The following is a 17,486-nucleotide window of genomic DNA, read 5'->3' as shown; positions in this document are numbered from 1 at the left end:
TAAAATTCCGCTGTCAATTAGGGGCATCGCGATTGGGAACCAACTTCTGGTAAACATCGCGTAGGAAACTGACCTCTTCCTTGTTGAGGCCTTTCTCCTTGGTGCCTTCATGCGCCCAGTTATTCCTGTAAGAGTTGAAGATTGAAAGCCATTTGAGTTTCTCTGCCTTGCTGTTGAAGCCGTGACCGATATCAATGGCAAAGTGACTCTCAAACGATCGGAAGTCCGGGGGACATTCCTCAGGAACCTTTGACCAATATTTTTCTATGATTTTCTTATAATCAGTGATGAAGAATTGGTCGGTCCACGGTATATCTTTTCGTCCCAATCCTTCCTTGTAATTCTTCTCCATTTGTTCCTTTGCTCGGCTTTCGCACTCTCTCTGGATCGCTCCAATCTCTATGTCCCAGTTTTCTCCAAAGATTGCCTTCAAATTGCCGATTACAACGGTCTTCAATTGCCGCTCAATTGCAGTTCCAACCTGCCGCCCAGAATCCTGCAATTCTTTATCTTGTCGCTCCCGCCAGTCGATCAAGTCAGGAGGATCATAAATTGGAAACGCTTCACTTACAAAACTCTGAAACATTTTGAACCAAGTATTTTCTGCACCAGAACCTAGCTTTCCGAGAAGGCGTTCCTTGTCTCCCTTGGAGATTTCTACAAGCGCTTTGAACAAAGCGTCCAGATAAGTAGAAATTGCCTCAAAGCGCTCTGTAGCTGATGTTGTTGGCGCAATCACTTGAGACGAAATCAGGTGGGCGTTGAGGCTCCCGATCAAGCTAATAAATGCGAATGTGCCACGGTTATTAAGAATGTAACGTTCAAAGGCCGGCTCATCATCGCTGAAGAAATCCTCAGCATGTTGATAGCAACTATTAATCAATGTCACGATGCTATTTCGAGCTTTCTGCATCTCCACAGAATGATCTTGGTTACCTATGTCGTAAAGAGCGCTGTTAGGGGTCTCCGAAACGAAGCGGTTACCCTTAGCTTCTGGCAGCAGACCACAGCGAACTAACGAGTCAGCAAATGGCTTCGCGCTCAGCGCTGCCTTGTCCTCCCCGATAGCAATTTTGCCAAACAGTGGACCCGTCTGATCACTACCAAGTCGCTGGATTATAGAAGAGCGCAGCGCTTTAATTCGCGAATCCAAACGCGCAGAGTTCCAATAAAGGTCTTCTTCCAATGTGATACGGAGGGTGGGACTAACCGCCTTCTGATTTTGGTTAATGTCCATGAACATCTCCAGCTGCTCAGCGGGATCAAGCCCCACGAACGCCACCACGGGAATTGTGTTTGTGGCCTTTCGCGTAGTATTCGCATAGCCATAAACACGGTGCTGACCATCGATAATGTAAGCTACAGCATAAGCGTTCGGGAACTTAAGAATACCTGTCCGCGCCCGTGAAACATCGCCTCGATTGTGCGCCTGGAACTCTACCTTCCTCTTATTTTCACTGAAATTAAGAATAATCGAATTAGGAAAGTAGCCACCGTCCTCAATAAAACGATTGATTCCTTTAAGTCGGCTAGGAACCAGCAGTCGTTGGTAGGTAGGCAACTCTGCTTCGTTCGCGCGGGTACGATGTAGCACGAAGCCCACTTTGAGGAGTAAATCAGGTTCTAGGGAAAACATGTAGTAGGTTTTGCCACCCATCGTTCCCTGGATCGCCGGAACCTCTATCCTATCTTTGTTGATATCCTGCCCCTTGAACAGCATAGCCCTAAACTGATAGTGGGCTGCATCGCGATAAGCTTTCAAAAGGCCTTCCACATAGTCGTAGGCATTGTCGTTTAATAGAAAGCCACCGGCCTCGCGTAGTCGCACCGCATCAGCACTATCCCGGCCTATTCTTAGGTTACGCGAGGCAAATATGTATTTGATCTTACGCCCCCTGCCAAACATCTGCTCAAGTGCCTTCCGGTGACCATCTATGCGATACCGTAGGGCCTCAAATTCAGTTTTAAGGGATGGCGGCTTCGACGCTCTCTCTGCAGATTTACACTCGACTAATAGGATGGAGTCTCCATCGACCGCTACAACATCAATCTGTTTTCGCTCAGTGCGCTCCTTGCCGAAGGGCAAGACGAAATCAGAGCTTATATTGAAGCATCGGTAACCTAGGCGATATAAAAGGCACCAGATGTCATCTTCAAATTGAGTATTGTGACTTTTAAGCTTACGGAGACGCGTCTTAGTTTTCAGCGGCTTACCGTATTCTTCCCATCCTTCCTGCAAATATTCTTCAACCAAAGAGTGGTCGACATTTCTTTCATGAAACTTAGAGGACTTGGATTTATAAATACGTCCAAGCTGCGATAGATCGCTAGTGATCCGTCCTTTCAGGAGCTGCTCTTCAGCAGGATCCATAAATGTCAAACTGGAACCCCCCTCTAAATAGTATTTCACTACCCTCGCATTTTAATTAAAATATGTACAGCACCTCGGTAGTAAGGCCACGCGCGCTAGAACTTCCAGAAATAACGGACGACCTCGACAAAACTTCAGGCTCGCCGATACTCGCATACAAGTCACGTATTGTCTTATGATCAGCGTTAGTCAACACTACCTTCGCTCCACGATTCGCAGCAGCCTCTGCTGCTCGACGAAGTCTTTTCTGATCCTCCCAGCTAAATATCTTTTGGTTATATTTAACAAAACCGTTTGTGTTGTGCGCTGTCGTGTAAGGAGGATCCAGAAACACGAGATCTCCCTGCGTAGCCTCTTGTAGAGTGTCTTCAAAATCACACGTACGCAAGTCAGCGTTTTGCAGTATTGCGCTCGCTGATTCAAAGTCGTCATCCGCGAGGATAACTTGACTTTTGCTACCGATCGGCACGTTAAACTTTCCCGCTAGGTTCTCGCGATAGAGACCATTCCAGCAAGTTCGATTTAAATACAAAAACTGAGCCGCACAGGTATGAGCCTTGCGGCGCTGGCGACCCCGCTCCGAATAATAAAACTCCTTGGAATGTAAGGCTTGCATGCGTTTCAACTCGCGCTCCACCCCGCGCCAGTCAGACCGCACAGCCTTATATGTCTCTATGAGGCGCGAATTTACGTCCGAAAGAATGGCACGCTCCGGCGACAGATGAAAAAAAACCGCCCCGCCACCCAAAAAAGGCTCGATATAGCGCCCGTGAAAAGCAGGAATCTCCAATTGAGCGCTATCTAATAGCCAGCGCTTGCCACCTGCCCATTTTATAAATGGTCTCAATGTGTCTCCCGAGGCCTCTGTCACAACATTGCATAAGTTTGAATCTAACATAGCGTGCGTTCGTGAGCTTTGACAATGTGCAAATGACCGCCTGACACTAGATTGAAAAGGAATGGTAGCGAGGTCGCGGAGGCTTGCCCACATTGAATATTCGTCTCAGTCGGATTTCAGTCAGTATTTTGCGACCATCGTACGACTCCAACCTGCTGCCCTCTCTCACCCCACCCGCTTCTCCAGCCTTCCAATCACCGCCTTCCCCAGCGTCTGCGGCGTCACCGCCAGCGCCGGGTCCTTGCCCTTCAGCCGCCCTGCCATATCGCCGATCGTGAACGTCGCCGCACTCTTCAGCCCCTCCAGTTCCTCCCAGGTCACGGGCGTTGCCACGGGGGCGTTTGGGCGGGCGCGGAGTGAATAGGGGAGGATGGCGGTGGCGCCGCGTTCGTTGCGCAGCCAGTCGATGAAGATGCGGTTCTTGCGCTTTTCCTTCGACATGGTGGCGATGTAGCGGTCGGGGTCTTCCTCGGCCATCATATGGGCGAAGGTCTTGGCGAAGGCCTTGACCGTGTCCCAGCTCACCGTCCGTTTCAGCGGCACGATGACGTGGATGCCCTTGCCGCCGGTGACCATGGCGGTCGATTGGAGGCCGATGTCGGAAAGTGCCGCGCGCATCTCGAAGGCGGCCTTCTTCGTCTCGGCAAAGCCGAGGCCCTCATCCGGGTCGAGGTCGAAGATCAGCCGGTCGGGCGCCTCGATCCTGTCGGCGCGCGCGCCCCAGCCGTGAAACTCGATCGTGCCCATCTGCGCGGCGGCGACAAAGCCCGCCACATCCTTCGCATAGAGATATTCGCCGGTGTCGCCGTCCTTCTCCTCGATGTCGATGCGGGCGAGTTCGTCGGGAAAGCCCTTGCCGGCGTGTTTCTGGAAAAAGCTCTCGCCATCAATGCCCGACGGGCAGCGAAACAACGAGACCGGGCGGTGGCCGGCGATCTCCAGCATGCGGCTGCCGACCGCCGCGTAATGGCGCGCGACATCGGCCTTGGTGACGCCGGCCTTGCCGTAAAGCTGCCGGTCCGGATGGGTGATTTCGATGCCGGCGACCTTGTCGCCCTTCGCGTTCTCCGCCTGCACCGCGCCTGCCTCCTTGTCCTCTCTCAAGCCCAGAAATGCGCCGTGGCGGACATGGCCGTCGCCGGTGAACTCGGCGAAATCGATCTCCGCCGCAAGCTTCGGCGTCACCCAGCGCGCATTGCGCGCGATCTCGCGCGGCACCTCGGCAAAGGGCGCGGTCTTGCGGGCAAGGCGCTTCAGCCGGTTGCCGAGATCATCCAGCGTCTTCTCGTCAAACCCCGTGCCGACGCGGCCGCGATAGCAGAACACGCCGTCATCATCATACTGGCCGATGAGGAGCGAGGCAAAGGGCCGGCCCTTCTTGTCTGACGGCGAATAGCCGCCGATCACGAATTCCTGCCGGCGCGAGCATTTTATCTTGCGCCAGGCGCTGGTGCGGGTGTGGCGATAGGGCGCATCCGCCCGCTTCGACACGATCCCCTCCCCGCCGGCCTTGCAGATTTTTCTCAGGATATCGCCGCCATCGCCCGCGACAAAGGTGGAAAGCCGGATCGGCCCCGCTTCGGTGTCGAGCGGCGAGAGCGCCTCCTCAAGCTGCTGCTTGCGCTCGCTCAGCGGCAGGTCGGTCAGCGATCTGCCGTCGCGCTCCAGAATATCGAAGACGTAGAAGATCAGCGGCGCGCCATCCTGAAGGGCGGCCTGCAGGGCGGAAAAGGCCGAGCCATCTTTCGGCACCGAGGCCGCCATGATCTCGCCGTCGACCAGCAGGCTTTCGCCCTCAAGCGGTGCGAAGGCCTCGGCCAGATCGCCATATTTCTCCGTCCAGTCCTTGCCGGAGCGGGTGTAGAGCTTTGCCTGGCCATGGCTGATGGCGGCGATGCAGCGGTAGCCGTCGAACTTGGTTTCGTGGATCCAGTCCTCGCCGTCGGGCGCCTCATCGTAGAGCGTGGCGAGTTGGGGCTTGCGGAAGGCGGGGAATTTCGCCTTTCCGCGCGGCTTTTTCTTCTGCGGTTGCTGCTTGTCAGTGGGCTTTTGCGTGCGGCGTTTCCACACATCATGGCCGGCCTCGATCTCGCTGAAGGAGCGGCCGGTGGTCACGCTGTCCTCGAAGTCCTCCGTCAGCCGGTCGGGCTCCTCGCCGGCCTTGTCGTCGCGCTCCTTGATCAGCAGCCAGTTCTCGCGCTTTTCGCCGCGCCTGCCGCGCATCTTCACCAGCGCCCATCCGCCCTGCATGCGCTCGCCCTTCAGGCGGAAATGCAGCTTGCCCTCCTTCAGCCCCTCATCAGGATCATGCAGCGGCTCCCAGCTTCCGGCGTCCCAGACCATCACCGTGCCGCCGCCATATTGCCCCTTGGGAATGGTGCCCTCGAAATCGGCGTAATCCAGCGGATGGTCCTCGGTTCTGACCGCCAGCCGCTTCTCGCCGGGGTCATCGCTCGGGCCGCGGGTAACGGCCCAGCTTAGAAGCACGCCGTCCCATTCCAGCCGGAAATCGAAATGCAGCCTTCGGGCATCGTGCTTCTGCACCACGAATTTGAGGTCGCCCGCGCGGCTCTTGCGGGCGCGGCCGCGCTTCGGCTCCTTGGTCTTTTCAAAGTCGCGGCGGGTTTCGTATTCGGCAAGCTTGTCGGGGGCGGCCATATCACGATGCCTTCTTGCGGCCTGAGGATTTCGTCGTGGACTTGGTTCCGGAGGATTTCTTCGCCGCCGTACTGCGTTTGGTGGACGAGGACGACTTGCCGGACTTCGCGCCGTCCAGGCTCTTCTTCAGCGCGCTCATCAGGTCCACCACATTGTCGCTGGTCCCGGACGCGCGGCCCTTCTCGTCGGCGCTGGCGCGCGGGGTCTTGCGGTTCTTCTGCTTGGCCTTCAACAGCTCCGTCAGCGCCTCGCGATAATGGTCATGATAGTTTTCCGCCTTGAACGGCGCGGTCTTGCGGTCGATCAGCGAGGTGGCGACCTCCAGCAGATCATCATCGCTGGCCTCGTCCTCGATCGAGGAGAACAGCGGGTCGGCATTGCGGATCTCGTCGGCGTAATGCAGCGTCTCCAAGAGCAAGCCATCGCCGCAGGGGCGCACGGCGGCGAGATATTCCTTGCCGCGCATGGTGAGCTGGCCGAGCGCGGTCTTCTCCGAACGCCTCAGCGCATCGCGGATCACCCGATAGGCATCCTCCGCCAGATCATCGGCGGGCACCACGTAATAGGGCTTGTCGTAGTAGATCGGCGGAATTTCGCAGGAGCCGACAAATTGCACCAGCTCGAAGGTCTTCTTGGTCTCAAGCTTGATCGCGTCGATCTCTTCCGGGTCGATCAGGATATACTCGTCGTTCTGCTCGTAGCCCTTGACGATCTCGTCGGCATCGACAGGCCCGACACCCTCGACCACCTTCTCATAGCGCACCCTCTTGCCCGTGGGCTTGTGGATCTGGCGGAAGGAAATGCTGGACGCCCGGCTGGTTGCCGAATGAAGTTCCACGGCGATCGACACCAGCGACAACCGCATCTGCCCTTTCCATATCGCTCTTGAGGCCATGTTCCACGCTCCGGATACAAATACTCTCTACGCGATTGGAACGGGGAGGCAGGCCCTTTGGTTCCGCAAAGCGTTACGGGGCAAATGTCACGCACGCCGCCCGCTTGGCGCATTTACGCCATATTTTGCCGGCGCGAACCTTGCCCCTTGACGAACACACCGCTATTGAAAGCCGCAATGAACCCCGGACCCGGTGAAAATCCGGGTGGCTCTTCCGGCCGCCGATCCGCCGGACAACCGTTGAAACCTGTTTCCTCCCAAGCCGGGCGCTGCCCGCCGCAAACAGTATTTCAGGGACCATACATGTCATTTTCGCTCTCCACGTACCGCCGCGAGTGGTTCGGCACGCCGCGTGCCGATATTCTCTCCGGCCTCGTCGTGGCGATGGCGCTCATTCCGGAAGCCATCGCCTTTTCCATCATCGCCGGCGTCGATCCCAAGGTCGGCCTGTTCGCCTCGTTCTCGATCGCGGTGATCATCGCCTTTGTCGGCGGCCGTCCGGGCATGATCTCGGCGGCAACGGCGGCAACCGCCGTGTTGATGACGCCGCTGGTCGCCGGCCACGGGCTGGAATATCTGCTGGCCGCCACCGTGCTTGCCGGCGTCATTCAGGTCATCTTCGGGATATTGAAGCTCGGCGCGCTGATGCGCTTCGTCTCGCGCTCGGTGATGACCGGCTTCGTCAATGCGCTGGCGATCCTGATCTTCATGGCGCAATTGCCCGAGCTGATCGACGTCACGCCGATGACCTATGTTCTGGTCGCGGCCGCACTCGCGATCATCTACCTCCTGCCGCGCTTCACCAAGGCCGTCCCCTCGCCGCTGGTGGCGATCGTGCTGATCACCATCGTCGCCGTGGCGTTCGGCCTCGATGTCCGCAATGTCGGCGATATGGGCGAATTGCCGGAAAGCTTCCCGTTCTTCCATCTGCCGATGGTGCCGCTGACGCTTGAAACGCTGCTGATCATCCTGCCCTATTCGCTCGCCGTCGCCGTGGTCGGTCTGCTCGAAAGCCTGATGACCGCGCAGCTGATCGATGACCTGACCGACACCCGTTCCAACCGCAACCAGGAATGCGCGGGCCAGGGCATCGCCAATTTCTGCACCGGCTTCATCGGCGGCATGGCCGGCTGCGCCATGATCGGCCAGTCGATGATCAACATCAAATCCGGCGGCCGCGGCCGGCTTTCCACCTTCATCGCGGGTCTTGTGCTGCTGATCCTGGTGGTCGTGCTCGACCAGTGGGTGCGCCAAATCCCGATGCCGGCGCTGGTGGCCGTGATGATCATGGTCTCGATCGGCACCTTCTCATGGTCCTCGATCAAGAACCTCAAGGATCACCCGCGCTCCTCCTCGATCGTCATGATCGCGGTGGTCGCTGTGGTCGTCGCCACGCATAACCTCGCGATCGGCGTGCTCGTCGGCGTGCTGCTTTCCGGCATCTTCTTTGCATGGAAGATCGCGCAGTTCTTCGGCGTGCGCTCCGAACTTTCGGCGGACGGCAATACACGAACCTACCGCGTCGAGGGGCAGCTGTTCTTCGCCTCGGTGGAGGATTTCAACGCCGCCTTCGATTTCCGCGAAGTGCTTGAAAAAGTGGTCATCGACCTGACCCGCGCCCATATCTGGGATATCTCAAGTGTTACGGCGCTGGACATGGTCGTGATGAAATTCCGCCGCGAGGGCGCGGATGTGGAGGTCGTCGGCCTCAACGAGGCAAGCGCCACGATCGTCGACCGGCTTGCCGTTCACGACAAGCCGGATGCGCTTGAAGAATTCATGAAGCAACAGGGCCACTAGGAGGATACGGAAATGGAAAAGCTGACAGCTTTCATCGATGCCTCGAATTATGCCGAAAGCGTGTGCGACCATGCCGCGTGGATTGCCGGGCAACTGGGCATTGCCGTCGAGCTTGTGCATGTCCTGGGGCGCACCCGCGATAGCCAGGCGCATGCCAATCTCTCCGGTTCCATCGGTCTTGGCGCGCGCACGGCCCTTCTCGAAGAACTCGCGGAGGCCGATGCGCAGAATGCCAAGCTCGCGCAAAAGCGCGGCCGGCTGCTACTGGAAGCTGCCGTCGAGCGGCTTTCGGTGGAAGGCGTCACCGCCGTCACCACCAAGATGCGCAATGGCGATTTCGTCGAGGCGATCGAGGATGTCGGGGCGGATTCGCGGCTGATCGTGATCGGCAAGCGCGGCGAAGGCGCGGACTTCGCCTCAGGCCATCTCGGCTCCAACCTGGAGCGGGCGGTGCGCACAGCAAAGCGCCCGGTCTTCGTTGCCGCCCGCGCGTTCAAACCGATCCACAAGGTGCTGATTGCCTATGATGGCGGCGCGAGTGCCGAGAAGGCCGTGGAGCGGGTAACCTCGAGCCCGATCCTGGAAAAGACCGACGTGACGCTGCTCGCGGTGTGCAAGGAGAGCGACCAGTTGGCGCAAAAGGCGGCGGACGCCGTCAAGCGGCTTGAAGCCGCCAATGTCGCCGCCCGGCTCGTCATCCGGCCCGGCCACGCCGAAAAGGTGATCGAAGAGGTCGCGGCGGAGGAAAAGACCGATCTGCTGGTGATGGGCGCCTACGGCCATTCGCGCATCCGCACGCTGGTGATCGGCTCGACCACGACGGCGGTGCTGCGCGCCTGCAAGATCCCGGTTCTGCTGGTGCGCTGAAATCTATCGATCTCCCCCGCCCGGGGAGATCGCACGCCACAAAGAAAAACCCTCCGAAGCAATCGCATCGGAGGGATTTCTTATTTCAGCCGATGGCTTTCGCCAATCAGGCGGCGCTGAGGTTTTCAGCGGCGCTCTTGCCGGTGCGGCGGTCGGCGACTACTTCGAAATTGACCTTCTGGCCTTCCGAAAGCGTGGTCATGCCGGAGCGCTCAACGGCGGAGATGTGAACGAATACGTCCTTGCTGCCATCTTCCGGCTCAATGAAGCCATAGCCCTTGGTGGAATTGAAGAATTTTACGGTTCCGACGCTCATAACGATTTCCTTTCAAATCGTGCGTTCAAAGATCACATGATCTACATCATGCATTTGCTCGACTTTGATAGAAGATCGTTCTGGGCGCTTTCGCGCAGACGTAACTTAACAAACAAATTCGATAGCCGCTTTGTTACGCGACATTGCCGCGCTCGGCAATACGCTAATTTTTTAAATTTCGGTACGGTTGACGCGAGCAAGCGCGGCGGGAACACCTCCGCGCGTATCGGTCTTGGACCGCGCAGCAAATACGATCAGCCCGAAAAAGAAACGCCCCCTGCCCGGGAGGATGGGCAGAGGGCGTATGGGAAAAATGTGCCGCCGGCATTGGGCGGCTGAACCGCTATCGCTTACCTGACCGCTTTGCGGGCAATGTTACGAATGTCTTCGCGGTTGATACCGAGATCGGCCAGCTCGCGGCTGTTCATGCGATTGAGCTCGCTGACGGTCTGACGGTATTTCATCCAGCTGTTGAAGCTACGTGCCATGCTCATGTCTATCTCCCTTCGTTTGAAGGTTTCTGGCGTCGCATTCCTTGCGGCGCATCCCTGTCTTTCGACAATCCCGATATAGGCCTTTCAATGGATGCCTGGCAGATAGGCAAAAGCAAAAGTCCTATGCGCTGGATGCAAGGCTTGAGATTTTCGGTACGCAAGAGGAATGCGGATCGATCATGATGCTTTCCGGAAGACAAAAAAATAACGCTCACCGGGGGAGGAGGATCCGGTGAGCGTCATTTTGGTTGGCCGGTGATTTGGGAGGAGGAGGAGGATCACCGACCTATCGAGGGGCATTTGGGAGGAGGAGGAGGATGCCCCACGAATTCCGAATTTTGTCGTGTCAGAAGGAAGCCTTGCGGGCAACCCGACGGATGTCCTGACGGCTGATGCCGAGATCGGAGAGCTCACGGGTCGACATGCGGTCAAGCTCGGCAACAGTCTGGCGATACTTCATCCAGTTGTTGAAAGTGCGCGTAACACCCATTGTCATTCTCCTTCGTTCGGCAGCGTCTGATTGACGCTCATCAATTCGTCTTGACCCGGGATATAATCGATTGATCCGAACGCGAACAGAGACGTTTGAGCATTGCGCCTATGCAAAAAACGCAGGGCTCCGGAATGCGAACAGAAAACTGCCGCGCACGCACGCAGAAAGCCAGCGGCGTGGGCGTTGCACGGCCTTTGTCGAAAGATACAATGAGAAAAGTGAATGGTGCTGCCGGAGAGATTTGAACTCTCGACCTCTCCCTTACCAAGGGAGTGCTCTACCCCTGAGCTACGGCAGCCCGTATTTCCGACTTGCGGAAGGTTTCCGGCACCGGTCCGGTGCAGGCAAGCGGCCTATTGCCATAGCTCGACTTCGAGTGCAAGACGCTTCAGGATAATTCTTTCCGATCCCAACCGTTTTGCCGAAACGATGACAGCCATGGACGACAAGCCGAGCAAGAAAGCATCCGAGCGCGCCGCGGAAGAACGCAAGGCCCGCGCGGCGCAGAAGCTCAGGGAAAACCTGATGCGGCGCAAGCAGCAGTCGCGCGCGCGCCGCAAGGGTGCCGCCGACGAGACCGACGGCCTGCCGGCGGCGGGCCAGCGGGAAAACGGCGACGATTGATTCCGCCGTTTCGAGAACGGTGTTTTTGGGCCTTCCCGCCACGCCCTCGCCATTTTTGGCCGGTCCCTGTGGTTCTTATCGCATCTTAATCTCGATCGCGCGCGAATCCGCCGGTTCCGGCAACGACTTGTCAACCAATGCGATTGATCATACGGGCCGTTTCGTCTAATCCGACGCCCCATAGCTTTAAGGAGAGGCCGGGCCTGCCCGGAGTAACATCATATGGATAGAATCAGAGTCGTCGGCGGAAACCCGCTCAAGGGCGTCATCCCCATCTCCGGCGCGAAGAACGCAGCCCTGCCTCTGATGATCGCCTCGCTTTTGACCAGCGACACGCTGACGCTGGAGAACGTGCCGCATCTGGCCGATGTCGAATCGCTGATGCGCATTCTCGGCAGCCATGGCGTCGATATCTCGGTCAAGGGCCGGCGCGAGCGCCAGGGCGACGGCTATGCCCGCACCATTCATTTCTCGTGCCCTACGATTACAGACACCACCGCCTCCTATGAACTGGTGCGCAAGATGCGCGCCTCGTTCTGGGTCATCGGCCCGCTTCTGGCGCGCGAGGGCATCGCCCGGGTTTCGCTGCCCGGCGGCTGCGCCATCGGCACCCGCCCGGTCGACCTGTTCATCGAAGGTCTGAAGGCGATGGGCGCGGAGATCGAGATCGACAGCGGCTATGTCGAGGCGAAAGCGCCGAAGGGCGGGCTGACGGGCGGCCGCTATGTGTTCCCCAAGGTCTCGGTCGGCGCCACCCACACGCTGATGATGGCCGCAACGCTCGCCAACGGCACCACCATTCTGGAAAACGCCGCGCGCGAACCGGAAATCATCGATCTCGCCAACTGCCTGAAGGCCATGGGCGCGAAGATCGAGGGCGCGGGCACCACCACGATCACCATTGAGGGCGTCACCTCGCTTTCCGGCGCGCGCCATGCCGTGCTGCCGGACCGGATCGAGACCGGCACCTATGCCATGGCTGTCGCCATGACCGGCGGTGAAGTCACGCTTGAAAACACCGACGCGAAGCTGCTTTCCGCAGCGCTCGCCGCACTGTCCTCCGCCGGCGCGGAAATCACCACCACCGAAACCGGCATCCATATCGTCGGCCATGGCGATGACATCCGCCCCGTTGACGTCACCACCGAGCCCTATCCGGGCTTTCCGACCGATCTGCAGGCGCAGTTCATGGGGCTGATGACCCGCGCCAAGGGCACGGCACGGATCGTCGAGACCATTTTCGAAAACCGGTTCATGCATGTGCAGGAGCTCGCCCGCCTCGGCGCCGATATCGCGCTTTCCGGACAGACCGCGACCATTCGCGGCGTCAAGGAACTGCACGGCGCGCCGGTGATGGCGACCGATCTGCGCGCATCCGTCTCGCTGGTCATTGCCGGGCTTGCCGCCAAGGGCGAGACTAATGTCTCGCGGGTCTACCACCTCGACCGCGGTTTCGAGCGTCTGGAAGAAAAGCTCACCAATTGCGGCGCGGAAATCGAGCGGATTTCCGACTGAGCCGGATAAACTGGTCCAGGGGCGGGGTCTTGCGGTTGCGAAATCCCCTCCTTGGCTCTATCTCGGTGTAAACAGCAACCGCCGGGAATTTATGCAATGACGACCGATCCCCTGAAGCTTATGGCGCTGGACGAGGAAGACCTCGCGGTGATTTCGGCGCATATGCAGGACGCCGTCTTTCTCTCGCCGGATGTGACGTTCTCGAAGGTGGCGGCACAGCTTCAGCTTCTTACCAACCGGTTCGTCTGGGAAAAGAAGCGCGGCTTCTTCAAGAAGCCCGAGCGGCGGCGCGCGGCGCTGGTGTTCAAGCGGGTCACGGCGGTGCGCAGCATCGGGCTCGAACGCGATGCGCGCGATCAGGTCAACAATCTTCTGTCGATCCAGTTTGAAAAGTCTGGCGAAGGCCCGGAAGGCTCGATCGTGCTGAACTTGTCAGGCGGCGGCGAGATCGTCGCCGATGTCGAATGCATCGAGGCGCTGATGAGCGACCTTTCCGGTAGCTGGGAAGCCCGCGCAAGGCCCCACCATCCCCGCTGAACCCTTCCGCTGACCCTTTCTTCAATTGAGTGACCGAGGCAAACATGGCGATCTGGCTGAACGCGGCGGATGATGGTTTCGAGAGCGCCTTCAAGGACCTGCTTTCGATGAAGCGCGAGGTTTCGAAGGATGTCTCCGACGTCGTCGAGACGATCCTCACCCGCGTGCGCGCCGAGGGCGACGCAGCGCTTGCCGACTATTCGGCCCGGTTCGACAGCATCGATTTCGCCGTGACTCCGATGCGGGTCGGCGCCGACGAGATCGACGCCGCCTACGCCGCCGTCGATCCCAAGGTTATCGAAGCGCTGACGCTTGCCGAAAAGCGCATCCGCAGCCACCACGCAAGGCAATTGCCGAAGGATGATTTCTACGAGGACGCTATCGGCGTCGGCCTCGGCCATCGCTGGACGGCGGTCGAGGCGGTCGGACTTTACGTGCCGGGCGGCACGGCGAGCTATCCAAGCTCTGTGCTGATGAACGCCGTGCCGGCGAAGGTCGCTGGCGTGGAGCGCATCGTCATGGTCGTGCCGGCGATGAAGGGCGCTGTCAATCCGGCAGTGCTTGCCGCCGCGAAGATCGCGGGCGTGACCGAGATTTACCGCATCGGCGGCGCGCAGGCTGTCGCCGCGCTGGCCTATGGCACCGAAACAATCGCTCCGGTCTCCAAGATCGTCGGCCCCGGCAATGCCTATGTGGCGGCGGCCAAGCGCGCCGTGTTCGGCACGGTCGGCATCGACATGATCGCCGGCCCCTCCGAGGTGCTGGTGATCGCCGATGGCGACAACAATCCCGACTGGATCGCGGCCGACCTTCTGGCCCAGGCCGAGCATGACAGCGGCGCGCAGTCCATCCTGATCACCACCGACGCCGCCCTCGGTCGCGCCGTGGAAGAGGCCGTGGAGCGGCAGTTGAAGACGCTGCCCCGGGCGGAGATTGCGGGTGCGAGCTGGCGCGATTTCGGCGCAATCATCACCGTGCCTAACCTCGAAGCCGCCATGCCGATCGCAAACCGCATCGCGCCGGAGCATCTGGAGCTCGCGGTTGACGACCCGGACGCGCTGATCCCCTCCGTGCGCAACGCCGGCGCCATCTTCGCCGGCCATCACACGCCCGAGGCGATCGGCGATTATGTCGGCGGCTCCAACCATGTACTGCCGACGGCCCGCTCCGCCCGGTTTTCCTCCGGCCTGTCGGTGCTGGACTTCATGAAACGCACCTCGATCCTGAAACTTGGCCCCGAGCAGCTGAATGCGCTTGCGCCGGCGGCCATTGAGCTTGCAGAATGCGAGGGGTTGTCCGCCCACGGACGATCGGTATCCATCCGCCTCAACCGCAAGGACTAGCAATGAGCGAGGGCGAATTCAGGCTGAGCGATGTCGAACTCGACGAGAGCATCGGCCGGGCCTCGCCCGATGTCGAGCACGAACGCGCGGTCGCGATCTTCGACCTCCTGGAGGAAAACCACTTCAAGCCGGTCGGCCACACAGGCGGGCCCTACAAGCTGACGCTGTCGATCATCGAAAAACGGCTGGTGTTCGACATCACGCTCGAAAACGGCGAGAAAGTCGCGACCCATATCCTGTCGCTGACGCCGTTCCGGCGGATCGTGAAGGATTATTTCATGATCTGCGACAGCTATTACGAAGCCATCAAATCCGCCTCCCCCGCCAAGATCGAGGCGATCGACATGGGCCGTCGCGGCGTCCACAATGAAGGCTCGCAAACGCTTCAGGAGCGGTTGAAGGGCAAGATCGAAATGGATTTCGACACCGCGCGGCGGCTGTTCACCCTTTTCTGCGTGCTCTACTGGCGCGGCTGATCGGCGCGACGCAAGCCTTGCATGCGGGACGGAACAAAAAGCGTTCATACAAGCAAACAAGGTTCACAAACGGCGAACTATTGTGTAGGTTCCGCCGCAAATCCCGCAGTTCTCCGCGCGTTTACCCGCTGCGCCAGGGCTGCAACCCAATGAAACTGGCACTTCCCCGCCGGCGACAAGCCTCAGCGGGGTCGTGGCGTTTTGACCGGTCTTCCGGCAACGCAACAAGGAAAAGAAACGACATACATGGCAAAAGAAGAAGTACTTGAATTTCCGGGCGTCGTCGTCGAGCTTCTGCCGAATGCGACCTTCCGGGTCAAGCTCGAGAACGAGCACGAAATCATCGCCCACACCGCAGGCCGCATGCGCAAGAACCGCATCCGCGTTCTGGCCGGCGACAAGGTTCTGGTCGAAATGACCCCCTATGACCTGACCAAGGGCCGCATCACCTACCGCTTCAAGTAAAAGCGCCGACGCCGAGGATCCGGCTTGACCGCAACGAACCCCAAACTCGTGCTGGCATCGGCGTCACCGCGGAGAGTCGAGCTTCTCGCCCAGATCGGCGTGACGCCCGATCGCGTTCATCCCGCCGATATCGACGAAACCCCGCTTGCCAAGGAGACCCCGCGCCGGCTTGCCGGCCGGCTCGCCCGCCAGAAGGCTGAAGCCGTCTGTAAGGCGCTCGCCGATGATGCCGAATGGCAGGGCGCGCTGGTGATCGCGGCGGATACGGTGGTAGCCGTCGGACGGCGGATCCTGCCGAAGGCGGAGACGGAAGAAGAGGCAAGCGCCTGCCTGGCGTTGCTTTCCGGGCGCGGCCACCGGGTCTATACCGGGCTTTGCGTTCATCCCGTCGGCGAAAGCGGCCACAAGGAGCGGGTCGTCGAAACCCGCGTCAGCTTCAAGCATCTTTCGAAACAGGAAATGGCGGCCTATCTCGCCTCGCGCGACTGGGATGGCAAGGCCGGCGGCTATGCCATCCAGGGCCCGGCGGCGGCCTTCATCAGCCGGATCGTCGGCTCGCATTCCGCCGTGATCGGCCTGCCGCTTTACGAGACCGCGATGCTGCTTTCCGGCCGCGGTTTCGATATCGCAGGAGAATGGACATGACCACCAAGGCAAGCGTCGAGCCGCTGCGCAAACCGCGCAAATGCCCCGAATGCGGACGCCCCTCGACCCGCGAGGACTACCCGTTCTGCAGCAATCGCTGCCGCGAGCTCGACCTGTCGCGCTGGCTCACCGGCTCCTACGCCATCCCCGTTGCCGAGGACGAATCGAAGGCGGACGGCGACGACGGCGAATACTGAAGCGCGCGGACGCGTCGGCATGTTCGGAGGAGGTTTGAAGCCCCCGGCATGACGGAGAAGGACGGGAAGGGCTTCGATAGCGGCCTGCGCCGGAAAATTCTGGCTCCCCCTTGCATCAAAGCCCAAAACGGGGGAACCATCCGGGCCGTTGCAGCAAAATGCTTCGGTGAAGACGATGGACCCCGCACCCTATATCGACATCTATTGCGAACGTACTGCCGCCGGCTTCTGGGCCGAGCCGCTCAACGCGCTCACCAACCTGGCCTTCATCATCGCGGCGCTCGTCGCCTGGCCCGCCGCCTGGCGCAGGCCCGCGCGGAGCCCGCTGGAACTGACGGTCATCGCGCTGGTCGGGGTGATCGGCATCGGCTCGTTCCTGTTCCACACGCTCGCCACGCCGCTTTCGGCGGCGCTCGACGTGATCCCGATCTGGCTGTTCTTCTTTCTTTATATCCTGCTGCTGTTCGTGCGGATGGCCGGCGGCAAGACCTTCGATATCATCGGCTACATGATCGCCACCATCATGGGCTTCGCGCTCGTCGTCTATCTGGTCGGTCTTGTCTCGCGCGGCGGTGAAGCACCGCTCAACGGCTCGCTGCAATACGCCCCTGCCCTCATCGCCATGGCGGTCGCCTCAGTGATCGCGGCGTGGCGCGATCATCCGGTCTGGCGCTATTTCGCCGGCGCCACAGCGATCTTCATCATGTCGCTGACATTCCGCAGCCTCGACCAATCCACCTGCATGGCGACGGCGGGGATCGGCACCCACTTCCTCTGGCACATCCTCAACGCCACCGTGCTCGGCATATTGCTGATGGGCGCAGTGAGGGAGCTGCCGCCTGCTCGCTGAAACACCCGGATGCAAGGGCAATTACGCTGCGGAGATGAGGAG

19 protein-coding genes, 1 tRNA gene and 1 other annotated feature are annotated in these 17,486 nt (G+C 59.6%); of the genes, 12 read left to right on the top strand and 8 right to left on the bottom strand.

Annotation, left to right across the window (positions count from 1 at the left end):
* Nucleotides 1-13 precede the first annotated feature (13 nt).
* The 4 genes from V6765_RS23840 to ku all read right to left on the bottom strand — a co-directional run bounded on the left by V6765_RS23840 (nucleotide 14) and on the right by ku (nucleotide 6,822).
* The gene (locus tag V6765_RS23840) at nucleotides 14-2,371 is read right to left on the bottom strand and encodes a DGQHR domain-containing protein (RefSeq protein WP_448433109.1); all 2,358 of its coding nucleotides are present in this window, start codon (nucleotides 2,369-2,371) and stop codon (nucleotides 14-16) included.
* 55 nt (nucleotides 2,372-2,426) lie between these two features.
* Complete coding sequence (locus tag V6765_RS23835) at nucleotides 2,427-3,218, bottom strand: DNA adenine methylase (RefSeq protein WP_448433090.1); 792 nt, start codon at nucleotides 3,216-3,218, stop codon at nucleotides 2,427-2,429.
* A 216-nt stretch (nucleotides 3,219-3,434) separates the two neighbouring features.
* Nucleotides 3,435-5,927 (bottom strand): DNA ligase D, encoded by a 2,493-nt coding sequence (ligD, locus tag V6765_RS23830; RefSeq protein ID WP_448433089.1) that lies wholly within the window; start codon nucleotides 5,925-5,927, stop codon nucleotides 3,435-3,437.
* A 1-nt stretch (nucleotide 5,928) separates the two neighbouring features.
* Nucleotides 5,929-6,822 carry a non-homologous end joining protein Ku gene (gene ku / locus V6765_RS23825; protein WP_448433088.1) on the bottom strand — a complete coding sequence of 298 codons (894 nt, stop codon included), beginning with the start codon at nucleotides 6,820-6,822 and terminating at the stop codon, nucleotides 5,929-5,931.
* A 183-nt stretch (nucleotides 6,823-7,005) separates the two neighbouring features.
* Nucleotides 7,006-7,061 (top strand) — a sequence feature (sul1 is cis-regulatory element that is thought to sense ions involved in sulfur or methionine metabolism; They are found in Alphaproteobacteria).
* Nucleotides 7,062-7,125: 64 nt separating this feature from the next.
* On the opposite strand from ku, the gene V6765_RS23820 reads away from it, so the two are divergent.
* A complete protein-coding gene (locus tag V6765_RS23820) occupies nucleotides 7,126-8,622 on the top strand; it encodes a SulP family inorganic anion transporter (protein ID WP_448433087.1) in 1,497 nt (498 codons plus the stop codon).
* A 12-nt stretch (nucleotides 8,623-8,634) separates the two neighbouring features.
* Nucleotides 8,635-9,489 carry a universal stress protein gene (locus tag V6765_RS23815; protein WP_448433086.1) on the top strand — a complete coding sequence of 285 codons (855 nt, stop codon included), beginning with the start codon at nucleotides 8,635-8,637 and terminating at the stop codon, nucleotides 9,487-9,489.
* Nucleotides 9,490-9,595: 106 nt separating this feature from the next.
* Here V6765_RS23815 and V6765_RS23810 read toward each other — a convergent pair whose 3' ends face one another.
* Nucleotides 9,596-9,805 carry a cold-shock protein gene (locus V6765_RS23810; protein ID WP_018067558.1) on the bottom strand — a complete coding sequence of 70 codons (210 nt, stop codon included), beginning with the start codon at nucleotides 9,803-9,805 and terminating at the stop codon, nucleotides 9,596-9,598.
* A 36-nt stretch (nucleotides 9,806-9,841) separates the two neighbouring features.
* Here V6765_RS23810 and V6765_RS23805 point away from each other — a divergent pair, with 36 nt between their 5' ends.
* Entirely contained in the window at nucleotides 9,842-10,144 is a 303-nt protein-coding gene (locus V6765_RS23805) for a hypothetical protein (RefSeq protein ID WP_448433085.1), read from the top strand.
* Nucleotides 10,145-10,155: 11 nt separating this feature from the next.
* Here the strand turns inward: V6765_RS23805 and V6765_RS23800 are convergent, their stop codons facing one another.
* The 3 genes from V6765_RS23800 to V6765_RS23790 all read right to left on the bottom strand — a co-directional run bounded on the left by V6765_RS23800 (nucleotide 10,156) and on the right by V6765_RS23790 (nucleotide 11,090).
* The gene (locus V6765_RS23800; protein WP_448433084.1) at nucleotides 10,156-10,299 is read right to left on the bottom strand and encodes a DUF1127 domain-containing protein; all 144 of its coding nucleotides are present in this window, start codon (nucleotides 10,297-10,299) and stop codon (nucleotides 10,156-10,158) included.
* Between the two features lie 346 nt (nucleotides 10,300-10,645).
* A complete protein-coding gene (locus V6765_RS23795; protein WP_230719442.1) occupies nucleotides 10,646-10,789 on the bottom strand; it encodes a DUF1127 domain-containing protein in 144 nt (47 codons plus the stop codon).
* 226 nt (nucleotides 10,790-11,015) lie between these two features.
* Nucleotides 11,016-11,090, bottom strand: a tRNA-Thr gene (locus V6765_RS23790).
* A 140-nt stretch (nucleotides 11,091-11,230) separates the two neighbouring features.
* Here V6765_RS23790 and V6765_RS23785 point away from each other — a divergent pair.
* From V6765_RS23785 to V6765_RS23745, 9 genes are all read left to right on the top strand, one after another.
* Complete coding sequence (locus tag V6765_RS23785) at nucleotides 11,231-11,416, top strand: hypothetical protein (RefSeq protein WP_448433083.1); 186 nt, start codon at nucleotides 11,231-11,233, stop codon at nucleotides 11,414-11,416.
* 222 nt (nucleotides 11,417-11,638) lie between these two features.
* Nucleotides 11,639-12,931 (top strand): UDP-N-acetylglucosamine 1-carboxyvinyltransferase, encoded by a 1,293-nt coding sequence (gene murA, locus V6765_RS23780; protein WP_448433082.1) that lies wholly within the window; start codon nucleotides 11,639-11,641, stop codon nucleotides 12,929-12,931.
* Nucleotides 12,932-13,027: 96 nt separating this feature from the next.
* Nucleotides 13,028-13,468, top strand: a complete 441-nt coding sequence (locus V6765_RS23775) for a DUF2948 family protein (protein WP_448433081.1) — start codon at nucleotides 13,028-13,030, stop codon at nucleotides 13,466-13,468.
* A gap of 44 nt (nucleotides 13,469-13,512) precedes the next feature.
* Nucleotides 13,513-14,811 carry a histidinol dehydrogenase gene (hisD, locus tag V6765_RS23770; protein ID WP_448433080.1) on the top strand — a complete coding sequence of 433 codons (1,299 nt, stop codon included), beginning with the start codon at nucleotides 13,513-13,515 and terminating at the stop codon, nucleotides 14,809-14,811.
* A gap of 2 nt (nucleotides 14,812-14,813) precedes the next feature.
* The gene (locus tag V6765_RS23765) at nucleotides 14,814-15,287 is read left to right on the top strand and encodes a UPF0262 family protein (protein ID WP_448433079.1); all 474 of its coding nucleotides are present in this window, start codon (nucleotides 14,814-14,816) and stop codon (nucleotides 15,285-15,287) included.
* Nucleotides 15,288-15,533: 246 nt separating this feature from the next.
* Nucleotides 15,534-15,752, top strand: coding sequence for a translation initiation factor IF-1 (infA, locus tag V6765_RS23760; RefSeq protein WP_018067566.1), 219 nt, complete (start codon nucleotides 15,534-15,536; stop codon nucleotides 15,750-15,752).
* A 24-nt stretch (nucleotides 15,753-15,776) separates the two neighbouring features.
* Complete coding sequence (locus V6765_RS23755; protein WP_448433078.1) at nucleotides 15,777-16,397, top strand: Maf family nucleotide pyrophosphatase; 621 nt, start codon at nucleotides 15,777-15,779, stop codon at nucleotides 16,395-16,397.
* Complete coding sequence (yacG, locus tag V6765_RS23750) at nucleotides 16,394-16,594, top strand: DNA gyrase inhibitor YacG (protein WP_448433077.1); 201 nt, start codon at nucleotides 16,394-16,396, stop codon at nucleotides 16,592-16,594. Before V6765_RS23755 ends, yacG begins: the two co-directional genes overlap by 4 nt.
* A gap of 175 nt (nucleotides 16,595-16,769) precedes the next feature.
* Nucleotides 16,770-17,444, top strand: a complete 675-nt coding sequence (locus V6765_RS23745; protein ID WP_448433076.1) for a ceramidase domain-containing protein — start codon at nucleotides 16,770-16,772, stop codon at nucleotides 17,442-17,444.
* Nucleotides 17,445-17,486 lie beyond the last annotated feature (42 nt).

It is taken from the genome of Martelella sp. FOR1707 (genome assembly GCF_053484265.1).
Note: the sequence above shows the minus strand (reverse complement) of the source record. Positions and strands in the feature narration are given on the sequence as shown.